Genomic DNA, 26654 nt, shown 5'->3' on the forward strand with positions numbered 1-26654 from the left:
GGCTCCGAGTTTTCATCGGAATCTCATCGGGCCACACCGATCAAAACCCGATGCCGACCCGGTGAAAATCCGATGAAATGTAGAAATTCGGCTGGTATTGGTCGGGTAATGCTCTGTTGCATCGCAATGGTTTTTCAATCATTTAATTATTCTTTTAAGGTATTGAAGAGCATCAGAGCTCTTGCTTTATTAGCTCTGATGGTTTCTATGTTTAGTTTATCGGCTCAGGCGCCCCGCAAGGACAGCGGGGCGGATGGGCTATCTCCGGTCAAAGCTTTAAACATTGGCGACAAGATTCCTCTATCACTATGGGATACTCCGCTTGAAGTAGTCAACCATCCCACTGGTCAGAAAACCATAAAGCTCAGCGAATACCGCAATAAAAAACTAATCATATTGGATTTTTGGGCGACCTGGTGCGCAAGCTGTGTGGAGAGTCTTGGAAAAATTCAGCATAAGCTGAAGTACGATCATTCCAACATCGCATTTATTCCTGTTACCTTTCAGTCGGATGCGGTGGTCGACAGATTTCAGCAAGGTAATAACATTGCCCACCAATGGCAGTTTCCCCTCGTTGTAGATGATAAACTATTGAAACAGCTGTTTCCGCATGCGACAATATCTCATTTCGTATGGATCGATAGCGATGGTATCATCAAAGCTTTTACCTCGTCTGAATACATTACAGATGCACAATTACAAAAGGGATTGAATAACAATTTCGCTCAGGTGAAAATGAAAATAGATCAGATTGATTTTGATCCGAAGCAACCACTATTGATTCCTGACCTAGCTGACCTAAAAGCACGCTATACTGGTTTTCGCAGATTTCTAATTGGTGTAGCACCTACAAGTGGGATGCAGGATTTGGATAGCCTGGGATTGAAGCGTCGTTATTTTGTAAATACAACCTTGAGAAGTCTCTGTATGGATGCGATGAGTGATATCCAAGGAGTCCAGCTTGCTAAAAAGAAAATTGTCTACGAGGTCATCGATCAGAATAGATATTTCAATAATGAACAGGTCAATGCTGATGTCTATAACCAGCAGTATGGTTTATGCTATGAGGCTGTATTACCTGCCGAGACTACAAAAGCTGCTTTTCGGGAGACCCTAAGAAATGACCTTTGGCAACATTTTAAAATCAAATTGGCCATAGAAGAACGGCCGATTCCAGTTATTGCCTTGTACAGTAATCGTCGTAATTCCCCTGTCTCAAAGGGTGAAACCATATCCTTGAAAACACTGATTGATAAGCTTAATGTTCGTGATAATGATATTCCGTATCTCATCTGTCCGGCTGATCTGCAAAACCTGCCTGTGCCAAGTAATTTGAAGGATTGTACTTCGGCTAAGCTGCTCATCGAACGGCTGGCTCAATCGGGTATCAAGGCTGATCAGCGTAAGGAAAATCTTGCGGTATTGGTGATCACGGAAAGGAGGGGAGCATGATACGAATTTTATTTACGCTTTTCGTGTTGTCTTTCTCTGGACAGCTGCTATTGGCTCAGTCTCTGGTATTGACTGTACGGGATAGTGCAGATCAAAAGCCCATCAAAGGCGTATTGGTGAGCATAGATCAGAAGCTCCTTCCAAGAGCAACGGATGATCAAGGGGAGATTGCATTCCAAGCATTGCATGATAAAGTACATCTAGGTTTTAGGATATTGGGCTACCAGCATAAAGAACTTGATGTGCTAACCGGAAACCTGCCTGCCGTAGTTTATCTGAGCAGGACAAACCATACCTTGGATGAGGTGACGGTAAACACGGGCTATCAAGTGCTCTCACGTGAACGCTCCGCAGGTTCTTTTGAATTGGTAGATTCGGCACTGTTTAATCGATCGGTGGGTATGAATGTGCTTTCCCGACTGGAGAATACCACATCGGGACTGCTCTTTGATACGCGTAGCGATCAGCCAAAACTACAGATCAGGGGGCTAAGTACGCTATTTTCGGATGCGAATCCGCTGATTATTCTGGATGATTTTCCTTTTGAAGGGAATATCGAGTCCATCAATCCCAATGATATTGCCAATGTATCGATCTTAAAGGATGCGACGGCAACCTCTATCTGGGGTGCACGAGCAGGAAATGGGGTTATCGTCATCACGAGCAAACGTGGAAACAGCAATAAAGCTAGGCACATCAGCTATCGCAATAATTTCTCATGGAGTGCAAAACCCAATTTAATGGCTTACCCCGAAATGTCAAGTGCAGATTATATTGGCTTTCAGCGTGTACTCTATGATCAAGGGTATTACGAGAGCCGTATAAATGACAAAACTTTATATCCGGTATTGGGTGAGGCTGTGGAGATCTGGCAGGGAGTCAAGGAAGGGCGCATGGATGCCGCCGAGGGCGAGCGATTGGTGGATCTGTTGAAAGCTAGGGATGTGCGACAGGATATCAGCCGCTATCTGTACCGTCCGTCATTCTTGCAGCAGCATTTTGTTTCCATAGATGGTGGCGCGCCCAGCAACAGCTACTTGTTTTCGGTCGGTTATGATAAAAATAATACAGATCTAGTGGGGCAATACAATGACCGGCTGACCTTAAATCTCCGGAACAACATTGAGCTAACGAAACAGATCAAATTGGAAAGTGACTTTTACTATGCACATGAGGGGGGCACACAAAGTGGTTTGGGCGGCTATGCTACCGGTTATCGTTTAGGCCGGGACCGGGTTGCCTTATTTCCATATATGCGTTTGGTGGACGAAAGTGGTAATCGGTTGCCTGTGGAAAGAGATTTTAGGCAGTCTTTTGTGGATACAGTGGGCAATGGAGCGCTACTGGACTGGAACTATTTTCCGCTACAGGATCGGGATGCGGTACAGGTAACCTCGGCCATGAATACCCTACGGTTTGATATAGGGGCAAAAGTGCAACTGTTCAGCTTCCTGCGTGCAAGCCTGAAATACCAGTTCGGACAATCTTTTGGGCGAAATGATGACTATAGCGGACCGAATAGTTACTATGCGCGTAACCTGATCAATTTGATGACCACAGTCAAAAATGGGACACCGACCTATGCGGTACTGATGGGCGGCATCTTGGACTATAGCAACAGCAGGCTAGCGTCGCATTCGTTTCGGATGCAAACGGATCTGAACCTTAAAATCGGTACTTCGGGACTGTTGACAGGATTGGCAGGAGCCGAACTGCGCCACAGCAAACGGAAAAGTGAAGGAAATCGGCTATATGGATATGTGGACGATTTGATTAGTTCGACGCCTGTTAATACAATTGATTATCTCCCCACTTATAATGGTATGTATGGCCTGCAAAAGATTACGGACGGGGTATCGCTCTCGGAAAGCACTACGCGTTTTATCTCTTACTATGGTAATGTAGGGTATTCCTACGATGGGCGTATCAACTTCAATGCAAGTATGCGCAAGGATGAATCCAACCTATTTGGTGTGGAGACAAATAAACGCGGGGTGCCATTGTGGTCGGTAGGTGCTTCGTGGAATATCGCACGTGAAGACTTTTGGCGGTCGAAGATTTTCTCTAGCCTAAATCTGCGGGCCACTTATGGTACGAGTGGTAATATCCCTAATGGGATGTCTGCTTATACCATTATCAGCAACAATTCGGCCTCTTCAAATTCGGTTGTTAAAATACCTTATGCCAATATCGTTTCCCCGCGCAACCCTTACTTACGTTGGGAGAAAGTTGCGATGGCCAATTTTGCGCTGGATTTTGGTCTGCTGGATGATCGGGTCAAGGGAACGGTGGAATACTACCGTAAAAAGGTGGTAGATATGGTAAGCTCACAAACGGTAGATCCGACGAAAGGATTTTCGACCGTAATGGTCAATAGCGCGCATATGACGGGACAGGGAGTAGACCTGAATTTGATCGGAAAGGTATTAAAAGGTAGCTGGAACTGGACTGTCAACATGCAGGCAGGCTACGCGAAAAATACCTTGACGAAATATTTGCTGGATCGCCAAAGTCCGGCTTACCTCTATGTGGGTAGCGGTACAAATGTACTGCCTTATGAAGGGGAAATGCCCTATATGCTCCTGAGCTACCGCTTCAATGGGCTGGATCCGGCAACGGGTGATCCCATAGGCGAGCTGGATGGTGCTCCTAGCGAAAATTATAAGGATATCCGTCAAAACACGGCTTTGGACCAGCTGGTTTTCCATGGCTCGCCAGTACCGCTGTGGCATGGTGCTTTTAGGAATACGCTTTCGTACAGACAGCTGACTTTGTCGGCCAATATAGCATTTAAAGCCGCTTATTATTTTCGGCGAAATACCATCTCTTTCGGTAACTTATTGAAAAATAACGTAGGCCATACTGACTATGCGCTGCGCTGGCAAAAGGCTGGTGATGAATTGTATACGACTGTTCCTTCTTTTGTATATCCGATCAATGAAGATCGGGATAATTTCTATAGTATGTCGACAGCGACCGTAGAAAATGGATCCCATATTCGTTTAAATGATATCAAGATTTCTTACGCCTTCAAAGGAAATGTATTTGGAAGCAAAATCATCCGTGGTATAGACCTTTACTGTTATGCAGATCACCTAAACTGGGTGCTTTGGCGTAAAAATAAGCGTGGTATCGACCCGGAATATCCGGACGGATTTAAACTGCCGATGCAGATTTCCTTCGGTTTAAACATACAATTATAATATGAAAAAGATACATCAATATTTTGGACTAGCGCTATGCTGGAGTCTACTGTGTATGGTCTCCTGCACGAAGTTTTTGGATGAAAAGTCGAATAAGGCACTTTCTGTCCCAAAGACAATGACCGATCTCCAGTCATTGCTTGATGCTTTTGGAACTATAAACAGGGGCTATTCATCGACAGGTGAAGAGGCATCGGACGATTATTTTTTGAGTGCCAAAAACTGGCAGGGTATTGCCAATCAAGATACACGCAACAGGTACATATGGCAGGAGCAAGGAAAGCTCAATGCCGATTGGATATCCCCCTATAAAGTAGTATTTATCTGCAACACGGTTCTCGAAGAACTGGAAGTGCTGGGAAAAGAAAATAGTGAACAGGACTATCAGCGTATCAAAGGCTCGGGGTTATTTTTTAGGTCTTTTGCGCTATATGAGCTAGCCAGTATTTTTGGGCCGGTGTATGCTGCTGAAAATATAGAGAAGCTGAGTATTCCCATTCGGTTGTCTACGACAATTGAGGAGGATACTCCGCGAGGTACAGTGGGGCAAACTTATGAGCAGATTTTGAACGATCTGAAAACTGCTGCCGAACTACTGCCCGAGCATACGGCTTATATCAATAGGCCGATTAAGCGTACAGCCTATGCGCTTTTGGCCCGTATTTATTTGGCTATGTCGGATTATGCAAATGCGTTGAAAGCAAGTACGCAGGCGCTTTCCTACGGGAAAGAGTTAGTGGACTATAATAGCATCAACCTCACTGCCACTGCACCCTTTAACACAACGAATGCAGAGATTATCTGGATGGCGGGGGGCAATACGGTCAGTGCGCTATTGGCTCCGGCGCGCAGTCGGGTAGATTCGCTTCTGTACAGCAGCTATGCCGATAACGACCTGCGCAAAAAGGCATTCTTTACCAAAAATGCGGATGGCTATTATACGTTTAAGGGGACCTACGATGGCCGTGTACAGGGCTTTCTGTTTAAAGGCTTGACCGTGGATGAGCTATACCTAATACAAGCTGAAGCACAGGTGAGGGTGGGAGATGTGCAGGAAGGATTAAAAAGTTTGGCAGCTCTGATGAGCAATCGCTTTGTTACTGGTACGTATCAGCAGGATTTAACGCTTGAGCATGAGCAGGCCTTGAAATTGGTGCTCGAAGAAAGGAGAAAGGAATTGCTGTTTCGGGGACTTCGCTGGACAGACCTAAGGCGTTTCAATCTGGAGAAAGAGACAGCCATGACGCTACAGCGGAAATTGGATCAGGAAGTGTATAGGCTTGCACCTGATGATCTGAAATATGTGTTTCTGATACCGGATAATGTTATCGCCATTGCTGGGTTTCCGCAGAACCCACGATAAACAAGGAAATCCATCCAGATCTGCTTGGTAAGCATTTCTGGATGGATTCATAACTAAATTTAATTTAACGTACGAAAGAAACAAAAAGATTAGTCATGCAGTTTAATCTCCGTTGTCGGTGCGGAGTTTGCCAAAGCATCGGTAATGTCATCCTTAAAGTCATCGCTAAACGCAGCGGGCTGTGTTGATGAACCTGGCAATGCACGTACCGCACACATTTCCTCAGTGCCTGGACATAGCGTGTTAGCCTCGTCGTCATCTGCCGGTTGCGGCTGGATAAGGGTATAACTGCTTGCTTCGGTAGGATCTCCACTACCGTCATACTGATACCATTGTGGATCAACAACTGTTGATTTCTCAGTTATCGTATTTTTCTTCATCACTGCAACTGCCGCATACGTACCGATTGCGAGCAGTGCCAAGATTAAAGTGAAGAGTGATGCCTTCACTGCGAATTTATTTTTTATCATAATCGTATGTTTTTGATTATGATGCTAAGGTAGATCCATCAATGAGGTATTACTAGAGCATTAATTCCTATTGTGCAAACATTAATTCCTAACTGTTAAGTTTCTATTCCTATTTCAGCTGTATTTATTCCAAACTTGAATTATTTTTATTCTGATTGTACCACCTGAGCGTGATACCCAGAAACTGAGCGATCTGTAGATCGGTGAGTTTAAAGCGAATGCCAGCATAGCGATGATGAAACCAGCGTATCAATGCTCTGCTGTTTTTTAATCTAAACAGATTTTCCTGCTGTTGGTAATATTTGAGTTCCTGCAAGAGCAAATAATGGAAAAAGGCGGTTAGTTCTGTCGCTTGTAAGAGATGTTCAACAGGGATCTCGATGATATTGCCACCTTCTGGAAAGATAATATCCATTTCACTGCGCTGGAAAGCTAGCAGACTCTCGGTTTTTAGGATCATCTGATCCGCTTGCCAGATGCGCGATAGCCGCGACTCCTGATCAATGTGCTCATACCCCAAAGCGTAACCGCTATGGATAAAACAGATGTGCTTTGCAATACCACCTCGCTCGAGATAGATCTCCTTGGGGCTGCAGTATTTGACAATAATCAGCTGATGCAAGATATTTTCCTGACTGTCCGTGAGCCTTCTGTAGGATTCTAAATGCTTGATAAGCTTTTGATATGATCCGCTATGTTCCATGAGCTTCGGTATTTTTTATATGATTAGCCTTGTTCACTGGAAGAGGTGTCATTCCTTTTCTCATAATTATTTTATTTTAGGTCTATAGTCATGGGGTTTGTGCCAGCAGCTGCGCCATTGTTGTTGCTCCAATAACTCATTGTGGTGTTATAAAATTAGCAAGCTCTTGCTTTGAAGGCAAGGTAAGATGTCTGAAAACGGATGAATGGTAAGGACGATCGTATCTAAAACTTGCTTTATGGATGCATTAGGTGACTTTTTTATCTTAGCTTGAAAATGAAATTATAGTACGAATGGTGGTATTTGTCGGTATATTTTAAGGGGGATGTAGTGGTTTTTCAATTTGTTATTTGAAAAATTATTTATTTTAGTTTGCCTTAACCGGTTATACGACTTTATGGAAACTAAAAAACTTATTGAGAAATTTCATTCCGAGATTCAGGTCAACTACATACCGATTAGGCTTCAGCTATTGTTTGCTGTTTTGTTGGGTAATTTTTTTTGTTCGCCCAACAAATTTCTTGTTTTTGATAAGAGGTATACAATGCCCAAATTTTATCTCTATTGGCTTCTTTCTTCGCTGATCGTTATGGTCGTGCTTCGTGGAGCACATATTTTTAATCGGTATATGGATAGGAGATTATCCTGGCTGACGGATTTTAAGCCGCGTCTGATCAGACAGAGTCTCTTTGGAGTGGTACTGCCTGCCTTGCTCACGGTGATTTTTGTGATGCTGGTATTTTTTCCTTTCACTGCAAAAGGTTGGGGTGCTATCATTCCCTATATGCGGCACGAATTTAGGTTTGTGTTATTGTTTATTTGTATTTTGAATATACTATTTCTGGCAATATACGTCATGCGATTTGCCCGATTTGTGCAAGATCAGTACTTAGAGGGGGAACTTGAGCGGACTTCTCTCAAGGAAATGATTGTAAGCTATGAAGCACTGCAACTGAAATTGGAGGATGAGCGGGGAGGGGACTTTTCCGATGCGATCAAGCTTGCTCCTTGTCTTGGAGTAAAATACGGTTATGAAGATAACTATGTCGCACTTGACGGCATCGCCTTTATCAAAAGCTCGGCGAATGATAAAAAGCTATTGACCTTGACCAGTAGTAAGGAGTATACGCACAATTATAGCCTCGAAACATTGATGAAGGTACTCGACCATCATCAATATTACTTGATGTATAGACGTTATATCGTTAATCGGAGTATCATCAAAGGGTATCGTGCTTTAGACAATGGGATATTAACCATTGAACTAAAGCCATCCTTTGAGAAGCAAGAAGATATATTTATCAGCCGTTACCATGCCGCTGATTTTAAGCGTTGGTTTGAGAAGGCTTAAAAGCCATATTGCTAAATCATTCATGATATAGCTGTGGCTGACTTACAGATGGACTATCTTGCAAACTTATAATTCACCCCAATGCTAATTCCTAAAGCCTGTACGTGATCATAATTTCTTTCGGAATGGAACGGAATGAGTGAGTACATCTTATAGTTTGGGGACAGCGTAACAGCAAACTGTTGGGATAATGGAATTTTTGCCCCCAATCCAATATGGAAACCTATACCATTCTGCTTGTCTACATGACTATTTGAGTTTTGCTGGATATGTAACATAGGTCCCGCATTTGCATAGAGGTATTTTAAAAATTTTATTCTGGCTTCTAAAGGGACTTCCCAAATAGAAAGTTCCGAGGAGTATTGAATCCGCTCCACCGATGGATCGACTATAGCCGATGTTGTCGTTATGTTCTGATGGGAATAGCCCAGACCTGCACCAAAAGACCATGTTTCATTATAGTGATAACCTACGCGGAGCAATCCAGCCATATAATTCTTACTGGCATCGCTACTGGCTCCCATAAGGCCCTTCCGTGGCCCAATAGCACTCTCAGCTAGGGGAGTAATAGAAAATTCGATGTCATAGCGGCTGCCATTGTTTTGCTGTGCATAGAGGCCGGTTCCTGATAAAACTAAAAGGGAAAGGGATATTCCGGAAAGTAATTTGTTAAGCATATTGAATGAATGATGATAGATTTTTTATAACTGCTTTCTCTTTTTTATTTAGCGCTAATTCCCACTAGAAATCTAACTGATAGCGTGTAAAGCTTCCTTTTTCTGAATTAACAGCGGCGGCCTTGTCGAACTGCAAGGGGTTCGGTCCATTATAGCCTTGCCATTTTAATACAGATTCCATATCGGCAGGAATGGTTACCCTAACGATGGTATCCAAATCACGAGGAACAGGAGCGATAGAAAAACCAGTATTGGATTTCTCTGGACCATAGCTAACCGAAAGCATCTTCAGATCGAGTTTTTTGACATTTTTTAGATGCAACTCCATTTCCCCCCTTTTGAAAAGCATTATTCGTTCATCCGTTGGTTTATCAAACTCAAGCTCGTCCAAGTCATAAGAAGCTACGCTTTGATACGAATCTGGATGATATGCATTAAGATAATAACCATTCTTTTTGACGCTAACTATAAAAAAGCCGTCTTCGGATAGGTATTTGCTGGCATCAAATCGAAAACTATATTTCCCTTTACCATCTGTCTTTGTTTTCCCCAAACTTATTGATGGTTTAAGGAACGAACTGTAATATTGGAAAGAAATCCCAATTTCTGCATCAGATAATAACTTGTTCGCAGGAGTATCCACAACAACGCCCGATAGTACAATACAATTCTGCGCACAGGTGGTGCCATCGCGCTCATCTTTTTCGCAGCCAAATAGAAAGAATGGTAGGATAATGAGCAACCATTGCCCTTTATTTACTTTTTGAAATATGTTCAGCATAATAATATAGAATAGGTCAGTAAGAAGTCTTATGGAAAAATAGGCTAGTTTTGCAGTGACTTTGCCTGAACTTCAAAACAAGAAAATCAGTAACGCACAATAAAATTTCATTTTTCGTTGAAATAGGTCTTTTCATAATTTATTTTGATACTTTAATAGTGTATACGGAAATAGTGTTCGTAATGCTACAGATATAATAAATATAAGTTAATAGTTCGTCTCAAACGTTAATGATGAGAATTGACCATAAGCGATTGGACATTGGAGAGAATAACGGCTCCCATATAACCAATTCATGGGATGCTATTGGAAAAATTATTAGTGTAGTGTAAAAGTTTTCCTTTTGTGTCAGCTAGAAATCGAAAAATAAAATGTTTCATGGGTAGCTAAGGTAATATTCTTTGAATTTTAATAAATTAGTTGGATGAGATATTTAATAGTCCTATTGTTAAGCTGTTTCTGTTGCTATGCTGTCCTTGGCCAAAACCAAGCGAAGGGAAATAGTGCCGGGAAAGATGAAAAGACCTATGTATTGGTCGCCAATAAGATCAATACCGATTTTAATTATAAGTTACTGGATGATTTTGAGAACTCTTTTTCAGCTTTAATCAAAGAAAACAACAGCCGTGAATTAGTCTTTAATCCCGTAAATGGAAAGTACCATTATTATAAGTTTATCGCCACCTATAAAGCAAGGGGTATCTCACCAGAAAGCGATTCGGCTAAGCCGGAGCAGACCTTCCACAATATCTTGATCATCAAAACAGATGACCAACAAAAGATTGTGGATGGATACGAGTTTGTACTGGAATGGAACGAGAAGCCACTATCTTATCCTCTATTTAGGATGAAAGCTACCGATTTGACCTTGCAGGAAGGTTTATCACTGAGGCAGTTGAATCTACAGAGAGTGACAGACAATACTGATTTTGATAGCGATGGTAAAATCAAATTGTCGAGCTGGTAGTGCTGTATTTACGGCAATAGCCTGTGGTCAATGTAAAACGATGAATTCGTCCACAGCATGCCGCATTTCTATCTTCGCTGCGCGCTAGCTTATTTTTCCAAGAAAGCTTTAAAAACAGGGTATTAGATAATCAGGGATTGCGGTACAAACACACCGGTAACGCGATGAACAAGGTTTACTAAAGCAATTCTATTTATGTGCATATTATAACCTAACATCACCTTATTTTAACCTCTTTTATTTAAGCATTGCAACACTAGATTGGCTTATGTATATTTAATGTCATATTGACATTTATTTAAATCTAAATTGTTATGAAGCCAGTTCAATTTAAGGTTCCTGCCCCTCAGGATAAATCTATTTATATTCAAGAAGATGTACTGGATAAATTCTATCCTTATATGCATCGTCATGAGGAATATCAATTAATATGGATTAAAGAAGGTATCGGCCAGCTACTCGTTGACGATAATGTACATGAATTTCAGCCGGGAGACATTTTTCTTCTGGGAACAAATCAGGCCCATGTTTTTAAAAGTTTCATTGCACACGAATGTGTGCGCTCTGTCTCTTTATTTTTTAATACCAAAGGAGCGTTGTCTACCATGTCGACGATGCCCGAACTAAGAAACCTGCTTGATTTTGTGAATAATTGTCAGCGGGGATTTAAGGTTCCACCCAAACTTCAGGGGCAGGTATGTTATCATATTGAAATACTGCAAAAGTCTGACTTTCTGGATCAGCTCGTAAATTTCTTTTATTTGTTAAAATCACTCAGCAAAGTATTCAGCGAATTGGAGCCTCTTTCCGGTGTACGATTGCCCAAGACGGAGATCACCAAACCTTTCCGTATCGAGAGGTTATGCAAATTTTTGGAAGAGCATTTTAAAGAGAATATCAGCTTGGATGAAATAGCTGAAAAGGCAAATCTTACGCCGCACGCCTTCTGCCGCTATTTTAAAAATTGTACTGGAAAAACATTTATCGCCTATTTGAATGAACTGCGTATCCGTGAAGCCTGTAAATTATTGGGGCTGGGTAGGCACGATTCGATATCTTTAATCGCCTATGATGCTGGGTTTAATAGCATCACTAATTTTAACCGTGTTTTTCGGAGTGTCTTGGGTATATCCCCTAAAATATATGTCCGGAAATACAGGAACTATCTATACGATTAAGGGGCTTTATCCGCTCTCATTCGATTCCGTCTAACGATTACAGGTAAATACCGCTGTGATGGTTAGGCGGAATAGCTGTTTTATGCCATTTTTTGAAATCCTATACCTCCCCCAGAAGCTTCTTTTTCTTTTGTTAAAATGCTAGAATGAGTGGATAAGATCTGACCGAAAACCGCTGTTTCGAAGTACTATTTTTGTTACATAAAGAATAACTAATCAATTTTTAACATGCTGTAACAGCCTTTTTTTCAAAAGGGAACGCTTTATCCGACGGGGTAAACGTGCAGCTGACAGTATGCTTAACTGAACACCTGCTTAACGAAATTATGACTATGTATGAAAATCTTCCAAAAAAATGCTTAACGGGTATTTTTATGCTGCTGCTGTTCGTATGTCAACAGCTGTATGCGCAACAACAGAGAACGGTCACGGGGATCGTTAAAGACGAAAAAGGTATGCCTTTGTCTGATCTCAGTATTTTAGAGAAAGGCATCAGGAATGCTTCCAAAACAGATGCCGATGGAAAATTTAGCTTAAAGCTTAAATCGGCAAATCCAACCTTGATTTTTAGCTCCATTGGTTATGTGCGGCAGGAGAAACAGCTGCGTGATGGCGAAAATACACTTCAGATCACGATGAAGGAAGATGGGACGGGGCTCGATGAGGTGGTCGTGATGGGGTATCAGGATGTGCAGCGCCGAAAGACAACAGGAGCTATTGCTACTGTAAAAGGTAAAGATTTTGAAAATACGCCCTATGCAACCTTCGATGCCATGTTGCAGGGACGTGTAGCTGGTCTGACGGTATTGAGTACTTCGGGCGAACCTGGTACCAATAACATCGTCAATATCCGCGGTACCAGCAACTTGGGCTTGGCAGATAATCAGCTGCAGGCTCCTTTGTATGTGATCGACAATATTATCTACGACGTGAGTGATATCCAGGCTGCTTATGGGAATGCGAGTCCGTTGCAGGCTATTAATCCCAATGACATTGAATCGGTCGATATCCTGAAAGATGCTTCGGCATCGGCCATTTATGGTGCTCGTGCAGCAAATGGGGTTATTATCATCAAAACCAAACGTCCGGCACAGGGTAAACCCGAAATACGGATCTCGGCATACAACGGGGTTTCTAGCCGTCCGGCTATGAAGCCGATCACCGTGGGAGCTGCAGAACGTAGGCTGAAAATGAATTTGCTCTATCAGGGTGGATCTTATGACTGGTTCAACAATGGATCGATTAGTCCCATGTTGACGGATAGTTTAAATCCGGCCTTTAACAACAATACGGATTGGCAGGGCCTTTTTCTACAGTCGGCCAATATCAACAATGTCAATGTGAGCATCGGTGCTACTATGGAGAAATTTTTATACCGTTTCTCGGCGCAGCGTTACTATGAGCAGGGGGTCATGATGGGCTTTGAAAATGAAAACCTCACACCACGCCTGATGTTACAGGCCAATCCCACCGACAATTTTCAATTCGAGACCAACTTGTTCGCGGGTTTTACTAAAGCAAAACATGGTTCGGGGGACGATCAGAAATATCCATTTAATACCTGGGGATTTCCTTCTTCTTTCTATCAGCTAACGGACGTAGACCAACAGATCTATACGGGGCGCTACGATGGTATGATGGACCGTGATAATTCTTTCAGCCTCAATGGAAACTTTGCCGGCACACTTAAAAAGTTCCTGATCAATGGCTTGACCCTGCGCTCGCAGTTTTCATTTAACGTCAATAATAATACGCGCGATCTGTTTCGTCCTGTACTGCTTACAGGCTATAGAAACTATGCACAGAATTGGACGAACCAAAATAAGCGCTGGGAATGGGAAACCTATTTTAACTATATCAAGAGCATTCGCAATACCCATAATTTTAGTGCTGTTTTGGGGACTGGTATTGAACGCAATACCTCCAATAATAGCAGGATGACTGGCTATAACGATAATGGAAATTATGTAAAAACCGTAACCGGCATCCCTTCCGGGCCGGATCTCTATGCGACGACTTCGATCAGTGAGCGCTCGCGTGTATCGGTATTCGGTCGTTTTGGATATGATTATAAGGATAAATATCTGCTTTCTGCAAGCTACCGGATGGATGCATCGTCGCGTTACAGCAAGGATAACCGCTGGGGTATTTTCCCATCCATATCTGCCGGTTGGGTACTTTCGGAAGAACCATTCTTCCAGGGCGTTAAAAATGCTATATCGTTTTTCAAAATAAGGGGTAGCTATGGCGTTACGGGGCGTGATCCAGGCTCATACTACGCGCGCTATACGGGGCTGACTTTCGACGCATCTTATGCAGGATCGGTGCTGGAAAATGGTATCGGTGGTTCGGTACTCTCCTATAACGGTAAACCGACGGTATCTCCTGATTATGCGGCGGCGGCAACATCACCGACAATCAAATGGGAGCGCTCGCCGCAGTTTAATGCCGGATTTGATATGAACCTGCTGCACGATCGAGTTACTGTGACTGCCGATTTTTATGTGCGCGACTCCAAACAGTTGGTATACGATCTGACGATGCCCGCTACTTCAGGATACAGCACTGTTTCCAACAACTTTATCAGTGTGCGAAACAGTGGTGTGGAAATGACAATTATCTCCCGAAATATGGCTCCTTCGTCACCGTTCCAGTGGACGACCAATTTCAATATCGCTTACAATAAAAATTATGTCACCAGTCTTCCTGATGGCGGAAAGGAAATACAGGTAGGACCACCATGGATGCAACGCGCCCTGAATGTAGGGCAACCTATTTTTCCATTCAAAGTATGGGATGTGGATGGGGTATATGCGACCAATGCAGACGTGCCTGTCGATCCATTGACTGGTAGGAGAATTGCTCACTTTAATCGATCGGTACTCTATCAGGCCGGTGATCCGCGCCGAAGAGATGTCAATGGGGATTACGTGATTGATTACAACGACAAAATTGATATGGGTAATCCAAATCCCGACCTCGTGGGCGGTTTTATTAACCAATTTTCTTACAAGAATTTTAGCCTATCGACGCTCGTGAGCTTTGTTTTCGGACGCTCCTTGTGGAATGGTTATCTATCCGATAAGTTACAGGATGCCGGATCGTCAAGCCTGTACAATACCTGGGGGACCAATTCTGCAATTGCAGGAGATTTTAAGCCAAGTGATTTCTGGATGAAAGAAGGTGATCAGACCAAATACCCGACTTTGTTTCGCAACACGGTAGACAATTGGCATATCGCCAATAGCACTTTTGTGGAAAATGCCAGTTTTGTACGCCTTAAAAATATTCAGCTGAGCTATACATTTCCACAGGAAATGATCAAGAAACTTAAATTGAAAATGCTCCGCATTTATGGGGTGGTGGATAATGTGGCTGTCAAGTCATGGTCTTCGGTGCCAGACCCTGAAGCGGTGGAAGCCAATGGTTATTCAACGGGTAACGGTTATCCGATCCCCAAGAAATGGACAATAGGCTTGGATGTTACCTTTTAATCACGTCATTTCCATCGCATAACGGTGGCTTAAAATTATTTAGAGATGAAAAGAAAAATATTGTTTTTAATGCTGAGTGCTTTCATGTATCTCGCTTCGGGCTGCTCCAAGTTTCTGGACATTGAGCCTGTCAGTTCTGCTACAGACGAGAACTTCTGGAAAACGCAGGAAGATGCCAATAGTGCAACCAACGCCATGTATGCGCTGCTGCGCAAGGCCCTAAATCAAGCCAGTGGTATGGCCTACTATGCCTATGGCGATTTGCTCACGGACGAAATTACTTCTTCGACCGACGCAGACTTTAATCCGATTGTCAATATGCAGCTCAACACGGCTGTAGCAGCTTCGGAAACTTGGCGGCCCGCGTATCAGCTGCGGCGTTATGATGTCTTCTATCAGGCCATAGACCAGGCAAATCGTGTCATCCAAAGGCTGCCCAAGATGGATGAGAATGCTTTTAATGACGTGTCTGTCAGGGATTATTATATTGGTGAAGCTTATTTTGTGCGTGCATTTGCCTATTTCTATATGGCGAGGGTATGGGGTACTGTACCAATTATAACCGAATCTGTAACACCGATTGATGCAGTCAATCTGCCTGCAAGCAAAGAGAGCGAGGTGCTGGATCAGAGTCAGGCCGATTTAACCAAAGCTTTGGCTTTACTGAAATGGAGCAATATCGACCAAGATGATTTTGCATTGCGTGCAAATACCGGAGCAGCGCTTGCCCTGCAGGCGCATCTCAGTGCCTGGAGGGGCGAATATGCCGACTGTGTCGAGGCGGCTAAATCGGTATTGGAAAGCGGCGAATATTCTTTTGTGGGAAGAGACAGTCTGAACTACCGCAGTATCTATCAGGGAAAATCCAATGAAGGTATCTTTGAGATCTCCCAGAGTGGTGAAAACGAAGGTACCAATAGGGGAATAGGGTACTATTCGCTGGCGGGACCTTATTTTCGGACTTTAACGGATCCGCTTTTGAGAATCAGTCAGGATTACATTAAAACGCTCTTTAAAGACGACAATGACAAACGGTTTAAAAGTGTGTTTGATATTGCTTATAACAGTAACTATGCATTGTGTACGAAATATGCAAATGTGAAGTTCTCAAACAATACGTCAAATGCCAATGCGATATTTAAAAATAACATCATCATTTTTCGTTATTCCGATATTAAGTTGCTCATGGCAGAGGGATTGGCCGCAACAGGTAAAAACAGTTCTGCAGAAGCCATCTTAAATGAAATCCGTACACAAGCGGGATTGCCTGCCTATACAAACGAAGAACCGCTCATTGAGGCCATCTTTAGTGAAAGAGCACGCGAGCTGTTTTTGGAAGGCCATCGCTACTATGATCTCGTGCGATTGTATAAACATTTTAATGTCTATAAATTTCCGGAAAGCAAAATGAACCAGGCACAATTTAATGCGAAGAAATACCTCTGGCCATTTGACCCATCGTTGTTGTCAACCAATCCTTTGCTTAACCAGACATCCTACTGGGGAACGGTCAATATGTAAACCACTAAACTTGAAAAAAATGAAAACCTTATATCGATTTGCGCTGCTGTTGGCGTTTGGACTGACAGTGGTGGGTTGCAAGAAAGCGGCTTATCTGACGGATGATGGTCTCCATACAGCCGAAGTCAATCTGTCTACTTACGACTACCTGGCCGCTCATCCCAATGGGATGTTTGATACCTTGCTGCTGGTGATTGACCATTTTAAACTGAAAGATGAAATTAATAGGGCCAAAACTTTTTGGGCCCCCTCAGATTATTCGGTCAACCGTTATTATAAGCAAAAAACAGACTCGGTCAAGTATGTGGATGAAAATGCACAGTATTCTTTTGACCAGTTTTTGAATGAGATCCCCGTAGATTCAGTCAGGGCATACATCTATAACGATGCTCCCTACAATTTAGAATCGGCCAGCACAGCCTATAAGACAATCAGCAATGCGGCCAATGTGGGTGGTTTTGTCTATCACAAACAAAAGCAACCTAAAGCAGCCTGGTCTTCGCAACCTGTTTATTACTTGTACTATGTCAAAATACGTGGTGAGGCGGACCAGATCAGTCCCGACGGTATTGTTACCGTCAAGGAAGATGATCAGGCAGATATGCGCATATATTGTCAGACAACCGGAATTAAAACGGCGTCAGGAACGATGCTGAATGTATTGGCCAATACACACACATTTATCGGCGATTTTGTGCCGCGTATCATCACGGGGCCTAAAATTGTGGAAACAGGTTCTACGCTGACCTTTACCTACGACCTGAGCATTAAATATGATGCAGCAGGTTATACGGGCACGACGGTCGACCTGCTTCTACCACGTTTAGCACGCTTTTATGGCGTGGAGAGTGGAGCAATATCCGCGCTGGTGGGGAAAGATATTACTTACTACGCCGTACAGCCTGATGGTAATTTAAATGCAAACAGTACAGCAAATGCACCGGGGCACTGGTTCGATGCCAAAGGGCAGACCTGTTCCTGGGGCAGCGATGCACGTATTGTATCGGAGCTGGCAACACCGACGATGACCTTTAATATTCTGCAATATCCAGGGCAGACGAGTGTGGGTAGCACTTATACGGTCAGACAATCCCTTGTGTACAAGTCAAAAACAAAAGGTGATTTGAATGCTGTTTTTGTATTCAACATTAAGATCAAATAAATTATGAGACTAACGGGACGTATTCAGTTGTAGTGCTGGATTAGCCGGATAGCTTCATCACAAATGAAAAGATAAGACAGATGAAAAAACGAAGTTTTATAATAGGCTTAGCAGGTTTATCCATGTTGATATTGGATTCCTGCAAAAGTGACCAAATAGGTTATTTAAGTGAAAATATGCGCTATAATGTGGAGAATCTGCAAGTCAACCAGGGGACGGTGGTATACACGGATGCCCTTGTCGCCAATGGAAGCACAACTCCGCTGACCGTGAATCTGATTGCCGTACGGAATAAGGAAACTGGCGAACTGGCAACAGAATTTTCAAAAGAGCATGAAATATCTACCTACCTTGGAGAGGTCACCTGGCGGGATACAACGCTGGATCTGTTGAAAGCGAAGATTGGCAAGGCCAAATATCCACCGATGATGCTCAATACCATCGGTGGTCGGGTTGGTTTTACACAGGCAACACAATTTGTGACTCCAGGGCAGTACTCGATCGATGTGGAGGTGAGCAATATCGCCGGACAGAAAACCTTTAAGAATATTCTGGACTTCAATATCATTGGCGCTAAAAAGGAGGATATTCTATTTAAATCGTGTACGAGTTCGGACTATGGCGCCGAATCTAACTTTTTACCTTATACTGATTATGAGATCAGTGTGGAACATCAGGCTGAAGGGGAAAACAAAATTGTCTATGTATGGGAAGATAAAAATGGCAAGCCATTTAACCCTAAAAAAGGGGAGATTATCAAACGTGGGGATAGGCCTACCTTCAAAAACTGGTCTCCTTATTATCCGGAGGAAGTCACTGATACGGGGTTGGTCTATCGCTATCCCGACGTCTCGGGCTTGGTATACCCTATCATGAACGGTACCTATGTAGGCACAGAATTTTGGTCGGGCGATCCTATTTCTTATTACCGTGTTGTGGGAACGGCGACTACGCTGGGACGTAATCTCAATCCGGTATCGACCATCAAATTCTACAGAAGTGGTACTTACACCGTTCGCTTCCGTTTTTTGACAATCACACATAGTTGATCGCTACCCATTTAACAGCTCAAATTATGAAAGGTATAGTATTGAATAAACTTCTGCTGACACTGATCTCGGTGCTTGTGGTGCTTTCGCAGGGATGCAGCAAAAAAGAGGTAGAACCTCGTCTTGAGGAGGAGACGACTACTCCGCCCATCACCGTGGGGACAGATTCTTTAAAAATTTACAAGCCGAAAGAATTTGAAGGGATGGATTATAACGATAAAGGGAGCAAATGGTCCTATTCACGGAGCCGTCAGTCGGAACATTTTATCGTATTCTGGGGAGCAAGTTATGGGAATAATGATCCCAATGCGAGCACAGTACCGGAAGAGTATCGTGTGGATATTGATGATCTTTTGGCTAAAGCCGAACAGTTCTACGCATTAAATATTAACACGCTGAAATTTGCAGAGCGTAAAGTGAACCGATCCAATCTGGATAAGTATAAAATGATGATCTTTGTTCATTACACGACAGATTGGATGGCCTACGGTGGCGGTTACGACGATACGATCGGGGCATTGTGGATTAATCCAGCTACCTGCAAACCGGTGGGTGCTGTGATTGCGCACGAGATAGGGCATAGTTTTCAGTATCAGGTTTTTGCAGATTTAAAAGGGGAGCACGGGTTTCGATATGGTTTTGGTGGCAAGAGCGGTAATGGATTTTGGGAGCAGACAGCGCAATGGCAGGCTTATCAGACTTATCCAGATCAAGCTTTCTCTGGACATGATTTTACGGTCTATACCGAAAATTATTTTCGTCATATTCATCATGAGAAATATCGCTATGCCAGCTATTTTATCCATTGGTATTGGACCAGTAAACATGGGATTGATATGATAGGCCGGATCTGGCGCGAAGCCTTAAAACCCGAAGATCCGGTTCAGGCTTACATGCGTATAACTGCTATCGATGTGAAGCAGTTCAACAATGAGATCTATGATGCGGCGACCCACTTTGTGACCTGGGACCTGAACAGCATCCGGGACTACGGAAAGAATTATATCGGTAAGCTGACGACCAAATTTACGCGTCAGTCTAATGGAAGTCTCCGTGTCAGCTATGATCGTTGTCCGGGTACTACGGGGTATAATGTGATTCCGTTGGAAGTTCCCGCTGCGGGTACACAGGTTTCGGTGGCTTTTAAAGGACTGCCAAATGCTGCTGGATTTAACCAGGTGGATGCCAGCCGTGCAGGATGGCGGTATGGTTATGTAGCCTTATTGAAAGACGGCACGCGGGTATACGGTGATAGGACGGAGGGCACCGAGAATACGGTTGCGTTTACCGTTCCGGCAAATTGCAGCAACCTGTGGTTTGTCGTTACCGGTGCCCCATCTGTTTACCAGCCACATGCCTGGGATGATGACGATACCAATGATGAGCAATGGCCCTACGAGATCAAAATTCAGGGTACCACGGCGACAGGATACAATGAGGTAAGCGGTCAGCCCAAAGATATCGCATTGAATTATGATGTCAGCTTTCCTGCGGACGCTACTGGTTACTCGGGCACACAAGTAAGCGTTAATGCTGCTCAGCTTGGTGAAGCCTTTGCTATATCTTCGGCAGATTTGTTGGATCTAATGAGTGGTGGCAAAATTAAATTCTATGCGGTGGAGCCGAATGGAAGTTTAAATTCCAACAACACGGCCACAGGCTACGGTCATTGGTTCACAGCAGCTGGTGGCGTAACCAGTTGGGGAGCCAATGCGGCCTTGTTTTCGGAATTTAACGCCGGCACGATTACGTTCTCCATCGGACAGTATCCGGGAGCTTTGTCTACGGGGAAAAAATACACGATCAAGCAGGCCATGGTGTATACGTACGAAGGAACGAAAACCGTGCAGGCGACGTTCACATTTAATGTGAATGTGAAATAAAATTGATTTGCCCCTTTTGATCGGGTAATGATCAAGAGCTATCAAGTTTTGAAATGACTAGGGATAGAGCAACGATGGTGGTTTGTAACTAATAAAAAGAACCGCGAGTGAATTATATGTTTATATTTAGTGAAGGCCACGTCGGGAGATGTGGCTTTTTTGAACTTCCTAAAGCCCACTATCGTCAGCGATGATTTCGTCGATCTCATTGCATATTCGCTGTATTGGCTTTGTGAAATAGTGCTGTGCGAGCTGCACTTTTTTTTCTTTACCGTCTTCATTTCGATAACGTGCGTGAAGCGATACACTGACGGTGATAAAACCATATTGTTTGAGCTTGTGGATCGTAAATCCCTGTAGACTTTCCAGCGGGACAGTCACCTCTTTGCCAAAAAGCCCTTTGCGTACCCGCATTTCCCGTCTATCCATATCAATGATAAAATAAGCTCTCAGGAGGGAAATCATCAGGATGATAACAATACCCAGCATCCACCATTTAAAAGAGGACTCCGGCATTTTGAGGAAACCTACTAGGGCCATAATGGAAAATATACCGACCAAGGGAACATAGGTGCCCAACTGGGGTTTCATTTTGTATTCGTTTCCGTTTCTTTCAAAGTTTTTCATGTGTTTAGCTGTTCTGTTTCCTTAACTATATCCTGAGTTTAAATTAGTCGAAATTTTGCAATAAATAAAATGCAAACGGTACAGTATGTTGAGAATAATGTTTATTTTTCCAGATAAATAAAGCTATAACTTTGCTTTGGTAAAAAAATAGAAAAACTGCTGAAATTTTCATTTTTGTGTATCATTTGCAAAAAGATATCCTTTCATATTAAATAATAACATGACAAAAATAGCGGTTAAATTTCCCTTATTGGGACTTAAGCAAGGCGATTCAAATATATATTTGAATCGCATATTGGCCTTGTATCAAAGGGCGTTAACAAATTCTATAACAGATTATATGCTAATAATCCCGATTAAAGTAACCGTTAAACTCTTAATCGCAGATTATGCAAATGAAAAAAATGACTAAATCGACCTATAGAAAAGTAATATGGAAACTGATAGTTATCGGTTTTTTGATCTTAACAATAAGCTGTGGTCGTGATTCATTCCGAAGGGTTTCAGCGAGTGATCTTAATAGTTATGAGAATAATAACAATATAATGTGGGGCAACAGCGATAGTTCGCTTGTACTGACGGCTTTGTTTGATAACGGGCCATTTTTGCAAGATTATACTACATTGCTGGTATTAAAATATTACAATGGGGTAGACTCCGTGTATTATCTTTTAAAAGATACACATAATGGCAATTATATCGTCAGAGAAAATAAGTTGTACATCTTCGATAGAGAAGTTGGAACTCCCGGCTCCCTGGTGGGTTGGTATGAATCAACAAAAGGTCACATAACAATAATTGATAGTGTATTTGTTACCGGGGATAGTATTTTGCCGAACTGTCCAAATCTTAAATATTTTGATAAGATAGCGAAGACAAAGCCTTATGGAATATATAAGATTGACGGTCATGCTTTAAAGTGCATCGCGATGAGCAAAGAGGAGCAAAAAACAGCTTTAGAAAAATCCATGTTACCGGGGTTCTATTACTATTCATCTCCGGGGTTGGGAGTAGATCGGATATATGACCTTTCTGAAATCGAAGAGCGTCTGAAGAAAAGGATTCCTTCGACTTTCGGGCCAAAGCCATAAAAACCGTTGCATTTTTAATTGTGGATCATTTAATGCGAGTATGATTTCAGACAAATTAACAAATATGAAAGCAATTTATAGTATCCTAGCTTTATTAGTTATTGGATGTGATGATCCCAATAGATGTGAAACAACTAAACAATATGCTGAAAGTTTCGAGGCCAATGTTGTTCTTTTAAAAGAACCTAAGATCAAGTATCAGGATTTTATCTTGGTTGGAGTTGATCCAACTACTAAGAGAGATACCGTACAATTGCTTCCCGGTAGGTGGTTTTATCATGTTGAACCTTTTTGTGATTTAGGTGATACCATTGTTAAACGGAAGGGCGTTCCCATAATTGAAGTTCATAAAACAAAAAAGATGTTCGATACTACTCGGATTGACATAGAGTTAAATTGTATTGATTACTTCATAAACGGAAAAACGACAAAGCAGTGGAATGAATTTGAAGAAAGTTATGGTAATAAGCTGAATAGATCGTATAACTCCCGTTGACATAATGGCTGGCCACATATAATTAGAAATATTCATGATAACGAGCAATAGAACAGATATACTCCCATACGATAGGAATCACTATATTGACTTTCTTTTCGGCGTGCCTATTTCGTCAGTTAACTGGTACGGTGTTTCCTTTCAGGTAGATCCAAAAGGAAAGGAGTTTAATTTAGCTGATTTTATTGCGTTATATGACCCCTGGTTTAAGAAAGTTATATCAACGTTTGAGCGGGGCTCTTCGTGGATCATAAATCACGATAAAAATGATCTCGAATGGTTTCCGAATAATGACGATTTACCCGCACTACGGAACTTTTTCAAGCGAAATGATATTTCTGCTAATTTTAGAGGTGCATTGATTTGTAGTGAAGAGCTTTTGATGGAGCTATCAAAAGACTTGATCTCCTATCCCTATGGGCTGTTTAAGGAAGAGGACTTGTTCTATTCAAATATTGACATCTCACATCGTGAATTGCCTTTCGTGATAAAGGTATTGGACCATCTGAATATCGATTTATTAAGTACGGATGAAAGGCTGCTGAGCAAGGTTATATCTGAAACTAACTCGGATTCTTTTCTATTAAAGCCCTATAGAGGAACTTCCTTATAGGATCTGCCCGAATTATCAAAAAAGATTAATGAGTGCGATGGACAGTTTATGGAAATAGAAGGGATAAGAAAGTGCAACAATTTATTTTAGACCAAGTCAATTTTAAATATGGATAAAAAGGAAACTGAGAATTATGATTCATTGCAGTATGTTAAATACTATGATTCATTGATTCGTCTGGAAGGAGATAATCATATAAAATAGCTGTACCCTACGGTGGAATTGGGGGATATAATCCGGAAATGAATACCTTAGTTAGGTATGAGTAAGGTGATGGAGGTATACTAACCACTGTCAGTTTGCTTCTTAATATAATTTTGATTATTTATTTCGCTGTTAAGATTGTGAAAAATATTATTAAGCTTAAAAATAAGCCGCAATATGTTGTATAGATTAACTTTTTGGACTGATTGTACTCAGCTTATCCTCATATTCGTGTTTATGTATATTCAGAATTATTGATTTATATACAAAATATGCTGAAAAATAGGTAGTGGTGGAGTTATGGAAAGTCAGCACAATAAACATCGTAAAAATAAACTTCCGTAACATAGCATTATGAAAATATATCTACTTTTAAATATTGCCTTATTAGGTATTTTATCTTCATGTCAATCTGTTGAAAAATGCGAAGATTCAATATGTTTTAATACTTCTATTAGAGAGATAGAGCATGGTTATTTTGTCAAACTGGATTTTGAATCAAAAACAGATACGATTTTAAATCTCGATGACAGAATGTTTTTTATTGGCTGTCCCGATTATTGGGAAGACCCGACCATATTTTATAAAACGAAGAATCCAGGTGCGTTAAAACATAACCAAATTATTGTTGAAAATACAGACAATAAAATCAGGTTATTGTCAACACAGTTTGTTCCAGAAGGAAAGCTAGTACCGGCTGTACTGCCAAACTGTGCATTTTTGGAGGAATTCAGATTGGCATTGAAAAAGTACAGTATCGTTTCCTATGAATTTGCAGTTGGAAAGGATGATCTGAGAGTTTCGACATCAGATAGGAAAGTGAAATTGCACCTATACCTGAAAAATAAGGGAAATGGGAGAATTATAACGTCAAGCAATTGGATCAAAATAAATTCTTATGATTCCGAATAACGTCATAATAGCTGAGTTTTAAAGGATGAAGCATGTTCAAATTTTATCAAACCATAGTGATTTTAATTTTATTGAGTGCTTCCCTTACTTCTTGCGACTTTATCGCTGCTGGAAGTAATTTAATGACCGAACGATATGAATTTGATGTAACACAGGATTCTCTTATTAAAAAGATAACGGCTTATAATAACATGACTCTCCAGGATTCATTATTTAAAATCGGGACGGACTGTCCTTATTTTTACGAAGGTTATGTTAATGATGAGAAAAATAATGATATCTACTGGGTCTTAATTCCGGTTCCAGCGGATCCTCCAACAGAATTGTTGCATCTTTCTGTAGAAAATAAGCAATCGGGAGAAAGAAAACATGTTAACAACAAACCTGAAAATGAAGCGGAGATCCGTGATAGAAAAATTGCTATAGAAAACTTTAAAAATAGAGTATTGGATAATCTGGGATTGCGTTACAAACATACAGGTAAAGCGATGAACAAGGTTTATTAAATAAACGTCTTATGACTAATCAAGAATTAATTTCGTTAACTATTTTTTGGAAAGAACATCCAGAAATTGCGGGATACTATTACATCGAAGAAAACGACAAGATCATTCTATTGCGGATAAATAATTTTCCTGACGAGCCACTTTATACCCTCATCAATGGGTTAGACATCACAGATCTGGAAGATAAACCGACTGGATGGAGCTTGTCGCACGATTAATCTCAGCATAATTATGGAAAGTCAGTGCAATAAATATCGTAAGAAATAAGCTTTCATAACATAGCATTATGAAAATATATTTAAAAATTAGAAGTCAGAAATGAAAAAAGCGAAACAGATTCTACATTGTTTGCTAGCCAGCATGATAAGTTGCCTGCTGCTTATATCAAGCTGCAATGGACCTGTTGTTGAAAATCAAAAGATAGACCGCGCATTTAGGACAGACAGTGCTTATATTAAAGTTATTTTTGAAGATGGACTTATCCAAGATGACAAGTTTAGCTTTTCAACATTTCAACGGAATATCTCTGATTACGATGCTGTTGCAAAGGTCCATGATAAACTATTAGATAGTGCTGAATGGAGCAAGTTGTATAAAACGATATTAAATAAATTTCGAACCCAGGGAGATACCGTTAATCACGATGACAATAAAATGTATCCCTATGGCGACTATAAAATTTACCTGATTACTTCTGAAGACGATATCTTATTGATTAATAATGATAACGATATTTTTTATAAAAGCGAAAACGGCATCGTCAAGTTTCGGGATAAGGATTTTGGAGATAAAATCAGATCGCTGATTGACTATTACAATTATTTTGAGAAGGTCGACCTGATCTATTTATCTGGAAATTCAGCATTTTTGGATAAACATAAATATGAAGCGATAAAAAATTCATCAGGTCCACCAAAAACTTATTATGAAGTCGATGTAAAATATAAATAG

General features: G+C 41.6%; 23 protein-coding genes. 18 read left to right on the plus strand and 5 right to left on the minus strand.

Features of this window, described 5'->3' with window-relative positions:
- Positions 1-72: 72 nt before the first annotated feature.
- Genes AB1Z56_RS00380 through AB1Z56_RS00390 form a run of 3 tightly spaced genes read left to right on the plus strand, consistent with a single transcriptional unit; the run spans position 73 to position 6018 of the window.
- Positions 73-1452: a TlpA family protein disulfide reductase gene (locus tag AB1Z56_RS00380; protein WP_426790715.1), complete on the plus strand. Its 1380-nt coding sequence runs from the start codon at positions 73-75 to the stop codon at positions 1450-1452.
- Positions 1449-4655, plus strand: coding sequence for a SusC/RagA family TonB-linked outer membrane protein (locus AB1Z56_RS00385; protein ID WP_426790716.1), 3207 nt, complete (start codon positions 1449-1451; stop codon positions 4653-4655). Before AB1Z56_RS00380 ends, AB1Z56_RS00385 begins: the two co-directional genes overlap by 4 nt.
- Position 4656: 1 nt before the next feature.
- The gene (locus AB1Z56_RS00390) at positions 4657-6018 is read left to right on the plus strand and encodes a RagB/SusD family nutrient uptake outer membrane protein (RefSeq protein WP_426790717.1); all 1362 of its coding nucleotides are present in this window, start codon (positions 4657-4659) and stop codon (positions 6016-6018) included.
- Positions 6019-6107: 89 nt separating this feature from the next.
- On the opposite strand, the gene AB1Z56_RS00395 is transcribed toward AB1Z56_RS00390, so the two are convergent.
- A complete protein-coding gene (locus AB1Z56_RS00395) occupies positions 6108-6488 on the minus strand; it encodes a hypothetical protein (protein ID WP_426790718.1) in 381 nt (126 codons plus the stop codon).
- Positions 6489-6612: 124 nt separating this feature from the next.
- The gene (locus AB1Z56_RS00400; RefSeq protein ID WP_426790719.1) at positions 6613-7191 is read right to left on the minus strand and encodes a hypothetical protein; all 579 of its coding nucleotides are present in this window, start codon (positions 7189-7191) and stop codon (positions 6613-6615) included.
- A gap of 544 nt (positions 7192-7735) precedes the next feature.
- Between AB1Z56_RS00400 and AB1Z56_RS00405 the strand changes: the two genes are divergently transcribed.
- Positions 7736-8542, plus strand: a complete 807-nt coding sequence (locus AB1Z56_RS00405; RefSeq protein WP_426790720.1) for a LytTR family transcriptional regulator DNA-binding domain-containing protein — start codon at positions 7736-7738, stop codon at positions 8540-8542.
- A gap of 53 nt (positions 8543-8595) precedes the next feature.
- Here the strand turns inward: AB1Z56_RS00405 and AB1Z56_RS00410 are convergent, their stop codons facing one another.
- Positions 8596-9219 (minus strand): outer membrane beta-barrel protein, encoded by a 624-nt coding sequence (locus AB1Z56_RS00410; protein ID WP_426790721.1) that lies wholly within the window; start codon positions 9217-9219, stop codon positions 8596-8598.
- Positions 9220-9283: 64 nt separating this feature from the next.
- Complete coding sequence (locus AB1Z56_RS00415; RefSeq protein WP_426790722.1) at positions 9284-10000, minus strand: hypothetical protein; 717 nt, start codon at positions 9998-10000, stop codon at positions 9284-9286.
- A gap of 424 nt (positions 10001-10424) precedes the next feature.
- Here AB1Z56_RS00415 and AB1Z56_RS00420 point away from each other — a divergent pair, with 424 nt between their 5' ends.
- The 7 genes from AB1Z56_RS00420 (at position 10425) to AB1Z56_RS00450 (ending at position 21254) form a co-directional block, all read left to right on the plus strand.
- Positions 10425-10967, plus strand: a complete 543-nt coding sequence (locus tag AB1Z56_RS00420) for a hypothetical protein (RefSeq protein WP_426790723.1) — start codon at positions 10425-10427, stop codon at positions 10965-10967.
- Between the two features lie 314 nt (positions 10968-11281).
- Positions 11282-12145 carry an AraC family transcriptional regulator gene (locus AB1Z56_RS00425; RefSeq protein WP_426790724.1) on the plus strand — a complete coding sequence of 288 codons (864 nt, stop codon included), beginning with the start codon at positions 11282-11284 and terminating at the stop codon, positions 12143-12145.
- Between the two features lie 326 nt (positions 12146-12471).
- Positions 12472-15639, plus strand: coding sequence for a SusC/RagA family TonB-linked outer membrane protein (locus tag AB1Z56_RS00430; RefSeq protein WP_426790725.1), 3168 nt, complete (start codon positions 12472-12474; stop codon positions 15637-15639).
- Positions 15640-15684: 45 nt separating this feature from the next.
- Positions 15685-17160 (plus strand): RagB/SusD family nutrient uptake outer membrane protein, encoded by a 1476-nt coding sequence (locus tag AB1Z56_RS00435; protein WP_426790726.1) that lies wholly within the window; start codon positions 15685-15687, stop codon positions 17158-17160.
- Between the two features lie 19 nt (positions 17161-17179).
- A complete protein-coding gene (locus AB1Z56_RS00440; protein ID WP_426790727.1) occupies positions 17180-18322 on the plus strand; it encodes a DUF4859 domain-containing protein in 1143 nt (380 codons plus the stop codon).
- 80 nt (positions 18323-18402) lie between these two features.
- Positions 18403-19371, plus strand: a complete 969-nt coding sequence (locus AB1Z56_RS00445; RefSeq protein ID WP_426790728.1) for a hypothetical protein — start codon at positions 18403-18405, stop codon at positions 19369-19371.
- A gap of 26 nt (positions 19372-19397) precedes the next feature.
- Positions 19398-21254 (plus strand): DUF4859 domain-containing protein, encoded by a 1857-nt coding sequence (locus tag AB1Z56_RS00450; RefSeq protein ID WP_426790729.1) that lies wholly within the window; start codon positions 19398-19400, stop codon positions 21252-21254.
- Between the two features lie 168 nt (positions 21255-21422).
- On the opposite strand, the gene AB1Z56_RS00455 is transcribed toward AB1Z56_RS00450, so the two are convergent.
- A complete protein-coding gene (locus AB1Z56_RS00455; protein WP_426790730.1) occupies positions 21423-21881 on the minus strand; it encodes a hypothetical protein in 459 nt (152 codons plus the stop codon).
- A gap of 389 nt (positions 21882-22270) precedes the next feature.
- Here AB1Z56_RS00455 and AB1Z56_RS00460 point away from each other — a divergent pair, with 389 nt between their 5' ends.
- From AB1Z56_RS00460 to AB1Z56_RS00490, 7 genes are all read left to right on the plus strand, one after another.
- Entirely contained in the window at positions 22271-22972 is a 702-nt protein-coding gene (locus AB1Z56_RS00460) for a hypothetical protein (RefSeq protein ID WP_426790731.1), read from the plus strand.
- Positions 22973-23036: 64 nt separating this feature from the next.
- On the plus strand, positions 23037-23468 hold the full coding sequence (locus AB1Z56_RS00465) for a hypothetical protein (RefSeq protein ID WP_426790732.1): 432 nt from the start codon (positions 23037-23039) through the stop codon (positions 23466-23468).
- Between the two features lie 34 nt (positions 23469-23502).
- Complete coding sequence (locus AB1Z56_RS00470; protein WP_426790733.1) at positions 23503-24081, plus strand: hypothetical protein; 579 nt, start codon at positions 23503-23505, stop codon at positions 24079-24081.
- A gap of 558 nt (positions 24082-24639) precedes the next feature.
- On the plus strand, positions 24640-25197 hold the full coding sequence (locus AB1Z56_RS00475) for a hypothetical protein (protein WP_426790734.1): 558 nt from the start codon (positions 24640-24642) through the stop codon (positions 25195-25197).
- A gap of 32 nt (positions 25198-25229) precedes the next feature.
- Entirely contained in the window at positions 25230-25703 is a 474-nt protein-coding gene (locus AB1Z56_RS00480; protein ID WP_426790735.1) for a hypothetical protein, read from the plus strand.
- Positions 25704-25714: 11 nt separating this feature from the next.
- Positions 25715-25921 (plus strand): hypothetical protein, encoded by a 207-nt coding sequence (locus tag AB1Z56_RS00485; RefSeq protein WP_426790736.1) that lies wholly within the window; start codon positions 25715-25717, stop codon positions 25919-25921.
- 100 nt (positions 25922-26021) lie between these two features.
- Positions 26022-26654: a hypothetical protein gene (locus tag AB1Z56_RS00490; protein ID WP_426790737.1), complete on the plus strand. Its 633-nt coding sequence runs from the start codon at positions 26022-26024 to the stop codon at positions 26652-26654.

It is taken from the genome of Sphingobacterium sp. WOUb80, assembly GCF_050058145.1.
Classification (GTDB): domain Bacteria; phylum Bacteroidota; class Bacteroidia; order Sphingobacteriales; family Sphingobacteriaceae; genus Sphingobacterium.

What these genes read in the sequence shown, in the direction of transcription:
- AB1Z56_RS00380 (WP_426790715.1), top strand. Translation starts at nt 73, where the DNA reads ATGAAATGTAGAAATTCGGCTGGTATTGGTCGGGTAATGCTCTGTTGC.
- AB1Z56_RS00445 (WP_426790728.1), top strand. Translation starts at nt 18,403, where the DNA reads ATGAAAAAACGAAGTTTTATAATAGGCTTAGCAGGTTTATCCATGTTG.
- AB1Z56_RS00490 (WP_426790737.1), top strand. Translation starts at nt 26,022, where the DNA reads ATGAAAAAAGCGAAACAGATTCTACATTGTTTGCTAGCCAGCATGATA.
- AB1Z56_RS00425 (WP_426790724.1), top strand. Translation starts at nt 11,282, where the DNA reads ATGAAGCCAGTTCAATTTAAGGTTCCTGCCCCTCAGGATAAATCTATT.
- AB1Z56_RS00440 (WP_426790727.1), top strand. Translation starts at nt 17,180, where the DNA reads ATGAAAACCTTATATCGATTTGCGCTGCTGTTGGCGTTTGGACTGACA.
- AB1Z56_RS00470 (WP_426790733.1), top strand. Translation starts at nt 23,503, where the DNA reads ATGATAACGAGCAATAGAACAGATATACTCCCATACGATAGGAATCAC.
- AB1Z56_RS00395 (WP_426790718.1), bottom strand. Translation starts at nt 6,488, where the DNA reads ATGATAAAAAATAAATTCGCAGTGAAGGCATCACTCTTCACTTTAATC.
- AB1Z56_RS00420 (WP_426790723.1), top strand. Translation starts at nt 10,425, where the DNA reads ATGAGATATTTAATAGTCCTATTGTTAAGCTGTTTCTGTTGCTATGCT.
- AB1Z56_RS00485 (WP_426790736.1), top strand. Translation starts at nt 25,715, where the DNA reads ATGACTAATCAAGAATTAATTTCGTTAACTATTTTTTGGAAAGAACAT.
- AB1Z56_RS00405 (WP_426790720.1), top strand. Translation starts at nt 7,736, where the DNA reads ATGCCCAAATTTTATCTCTATTGGCTTCTTTCTTCGCTGATCGTTATG.
- AB1Z56_RS00450 (WP_426790729.1), top strand. Translation starts at nt 19,398, where the DNA reads ATGAAAGGTATAGTATTGAATAAACTTCTGCTGACACTGATCTCGGTG.
- AB1Z56_RS00475 (WP_426790734.1), top strand. Translation starts at nt 24,640, where the DNA reads ATGAAAATATATCTACTTTTAAATATTGCCTTATTAGGTATTTTATCT.
- AB1Z56_RS00460 (WP_426790731.1), top strand. Translation starts at nt 22,271, where the DNA reads ATGCAAATGAAAAAAATGACTAAATCGACCTATAGAAAAGTAATATGG.
- AB1Z56_RS00390 (WP_426790717.1), top strand. Translation starts at nt 4,657, where the DNA reads ATGAAAAAGATACATCAATATTTTGGACTAGCGCTATGCTGGAGTCTA.
- AB1Z56_RS00480 (WP_426790735.1), top strand. Translation starts at nt 25,230, where the DNA reads ATGTTCAAATTTTATCAAACCATAGTGATTTTAATTTTATTGAGTGCT.
- AB1Z56_RS00455 (WP_426790730.1), bottom strand. Translation starts at nt 21,881, where the DNA reads ATGAAAAACTTTGAAAGAAACGGAAACGAATACAAAATGAAACCCCAG.
- AB1Z56_RS00410 (WP_426790721.1), bottom strand. Translation starts at nt 9,219, where the DNA reads ATGCTTAACAAATTACTTTCCGGAATATCCCTTTCCCTTTTAGTTTTA.
- AB1Z56_RS00385 (WP_426790716.1), top strand. Translation starts at nt 1,449, where the DNA reads ATGATACGAATTTTATTTACGCTTTTCGTGTTGTCTTTCTCTGGACAG.
- AB1Z56_RS00435 (WP_426790726.1), top strand. Translation starts at nt 15,685, where the DNA reads ATGAAAAGAAAAATATTGTTTTTAATGCTGAGTGCTTTCATGTATCTC.
- AB1Z56_RS00415 (WP_426790722.1), bottom strand. Translation starts at nt 10,000, where the DNA reads ATGCTGAACATATTTCAAAAAGTAAATAAAGGGCAATGGTTGCTCATT.
- AB1Z56_RS00430 (WP_426790725.1), top strand. Translation starts at nt 12,472, where the DNA reads ATGACTATGTATGAAAATCTTCCAAAAAAATGCTTAACGGGTATTTTT.
- AB1Z56_RS00465 (WP_426790732.1), top strand. Translation starts at nt 23,037, where the DNA reads ATGAAAGCAATTTATAGTATCCTAGCTTTATTAGTTATTGGATGTGAT.
- AB1Z56_RS00400 (WP_426790719.1), bottom strand. Translation starts at nt 7,191, where the DNA reads ATGGAACATAGCGGATCATATCAAAAGCTTATCAAGCATTTAGAATCC.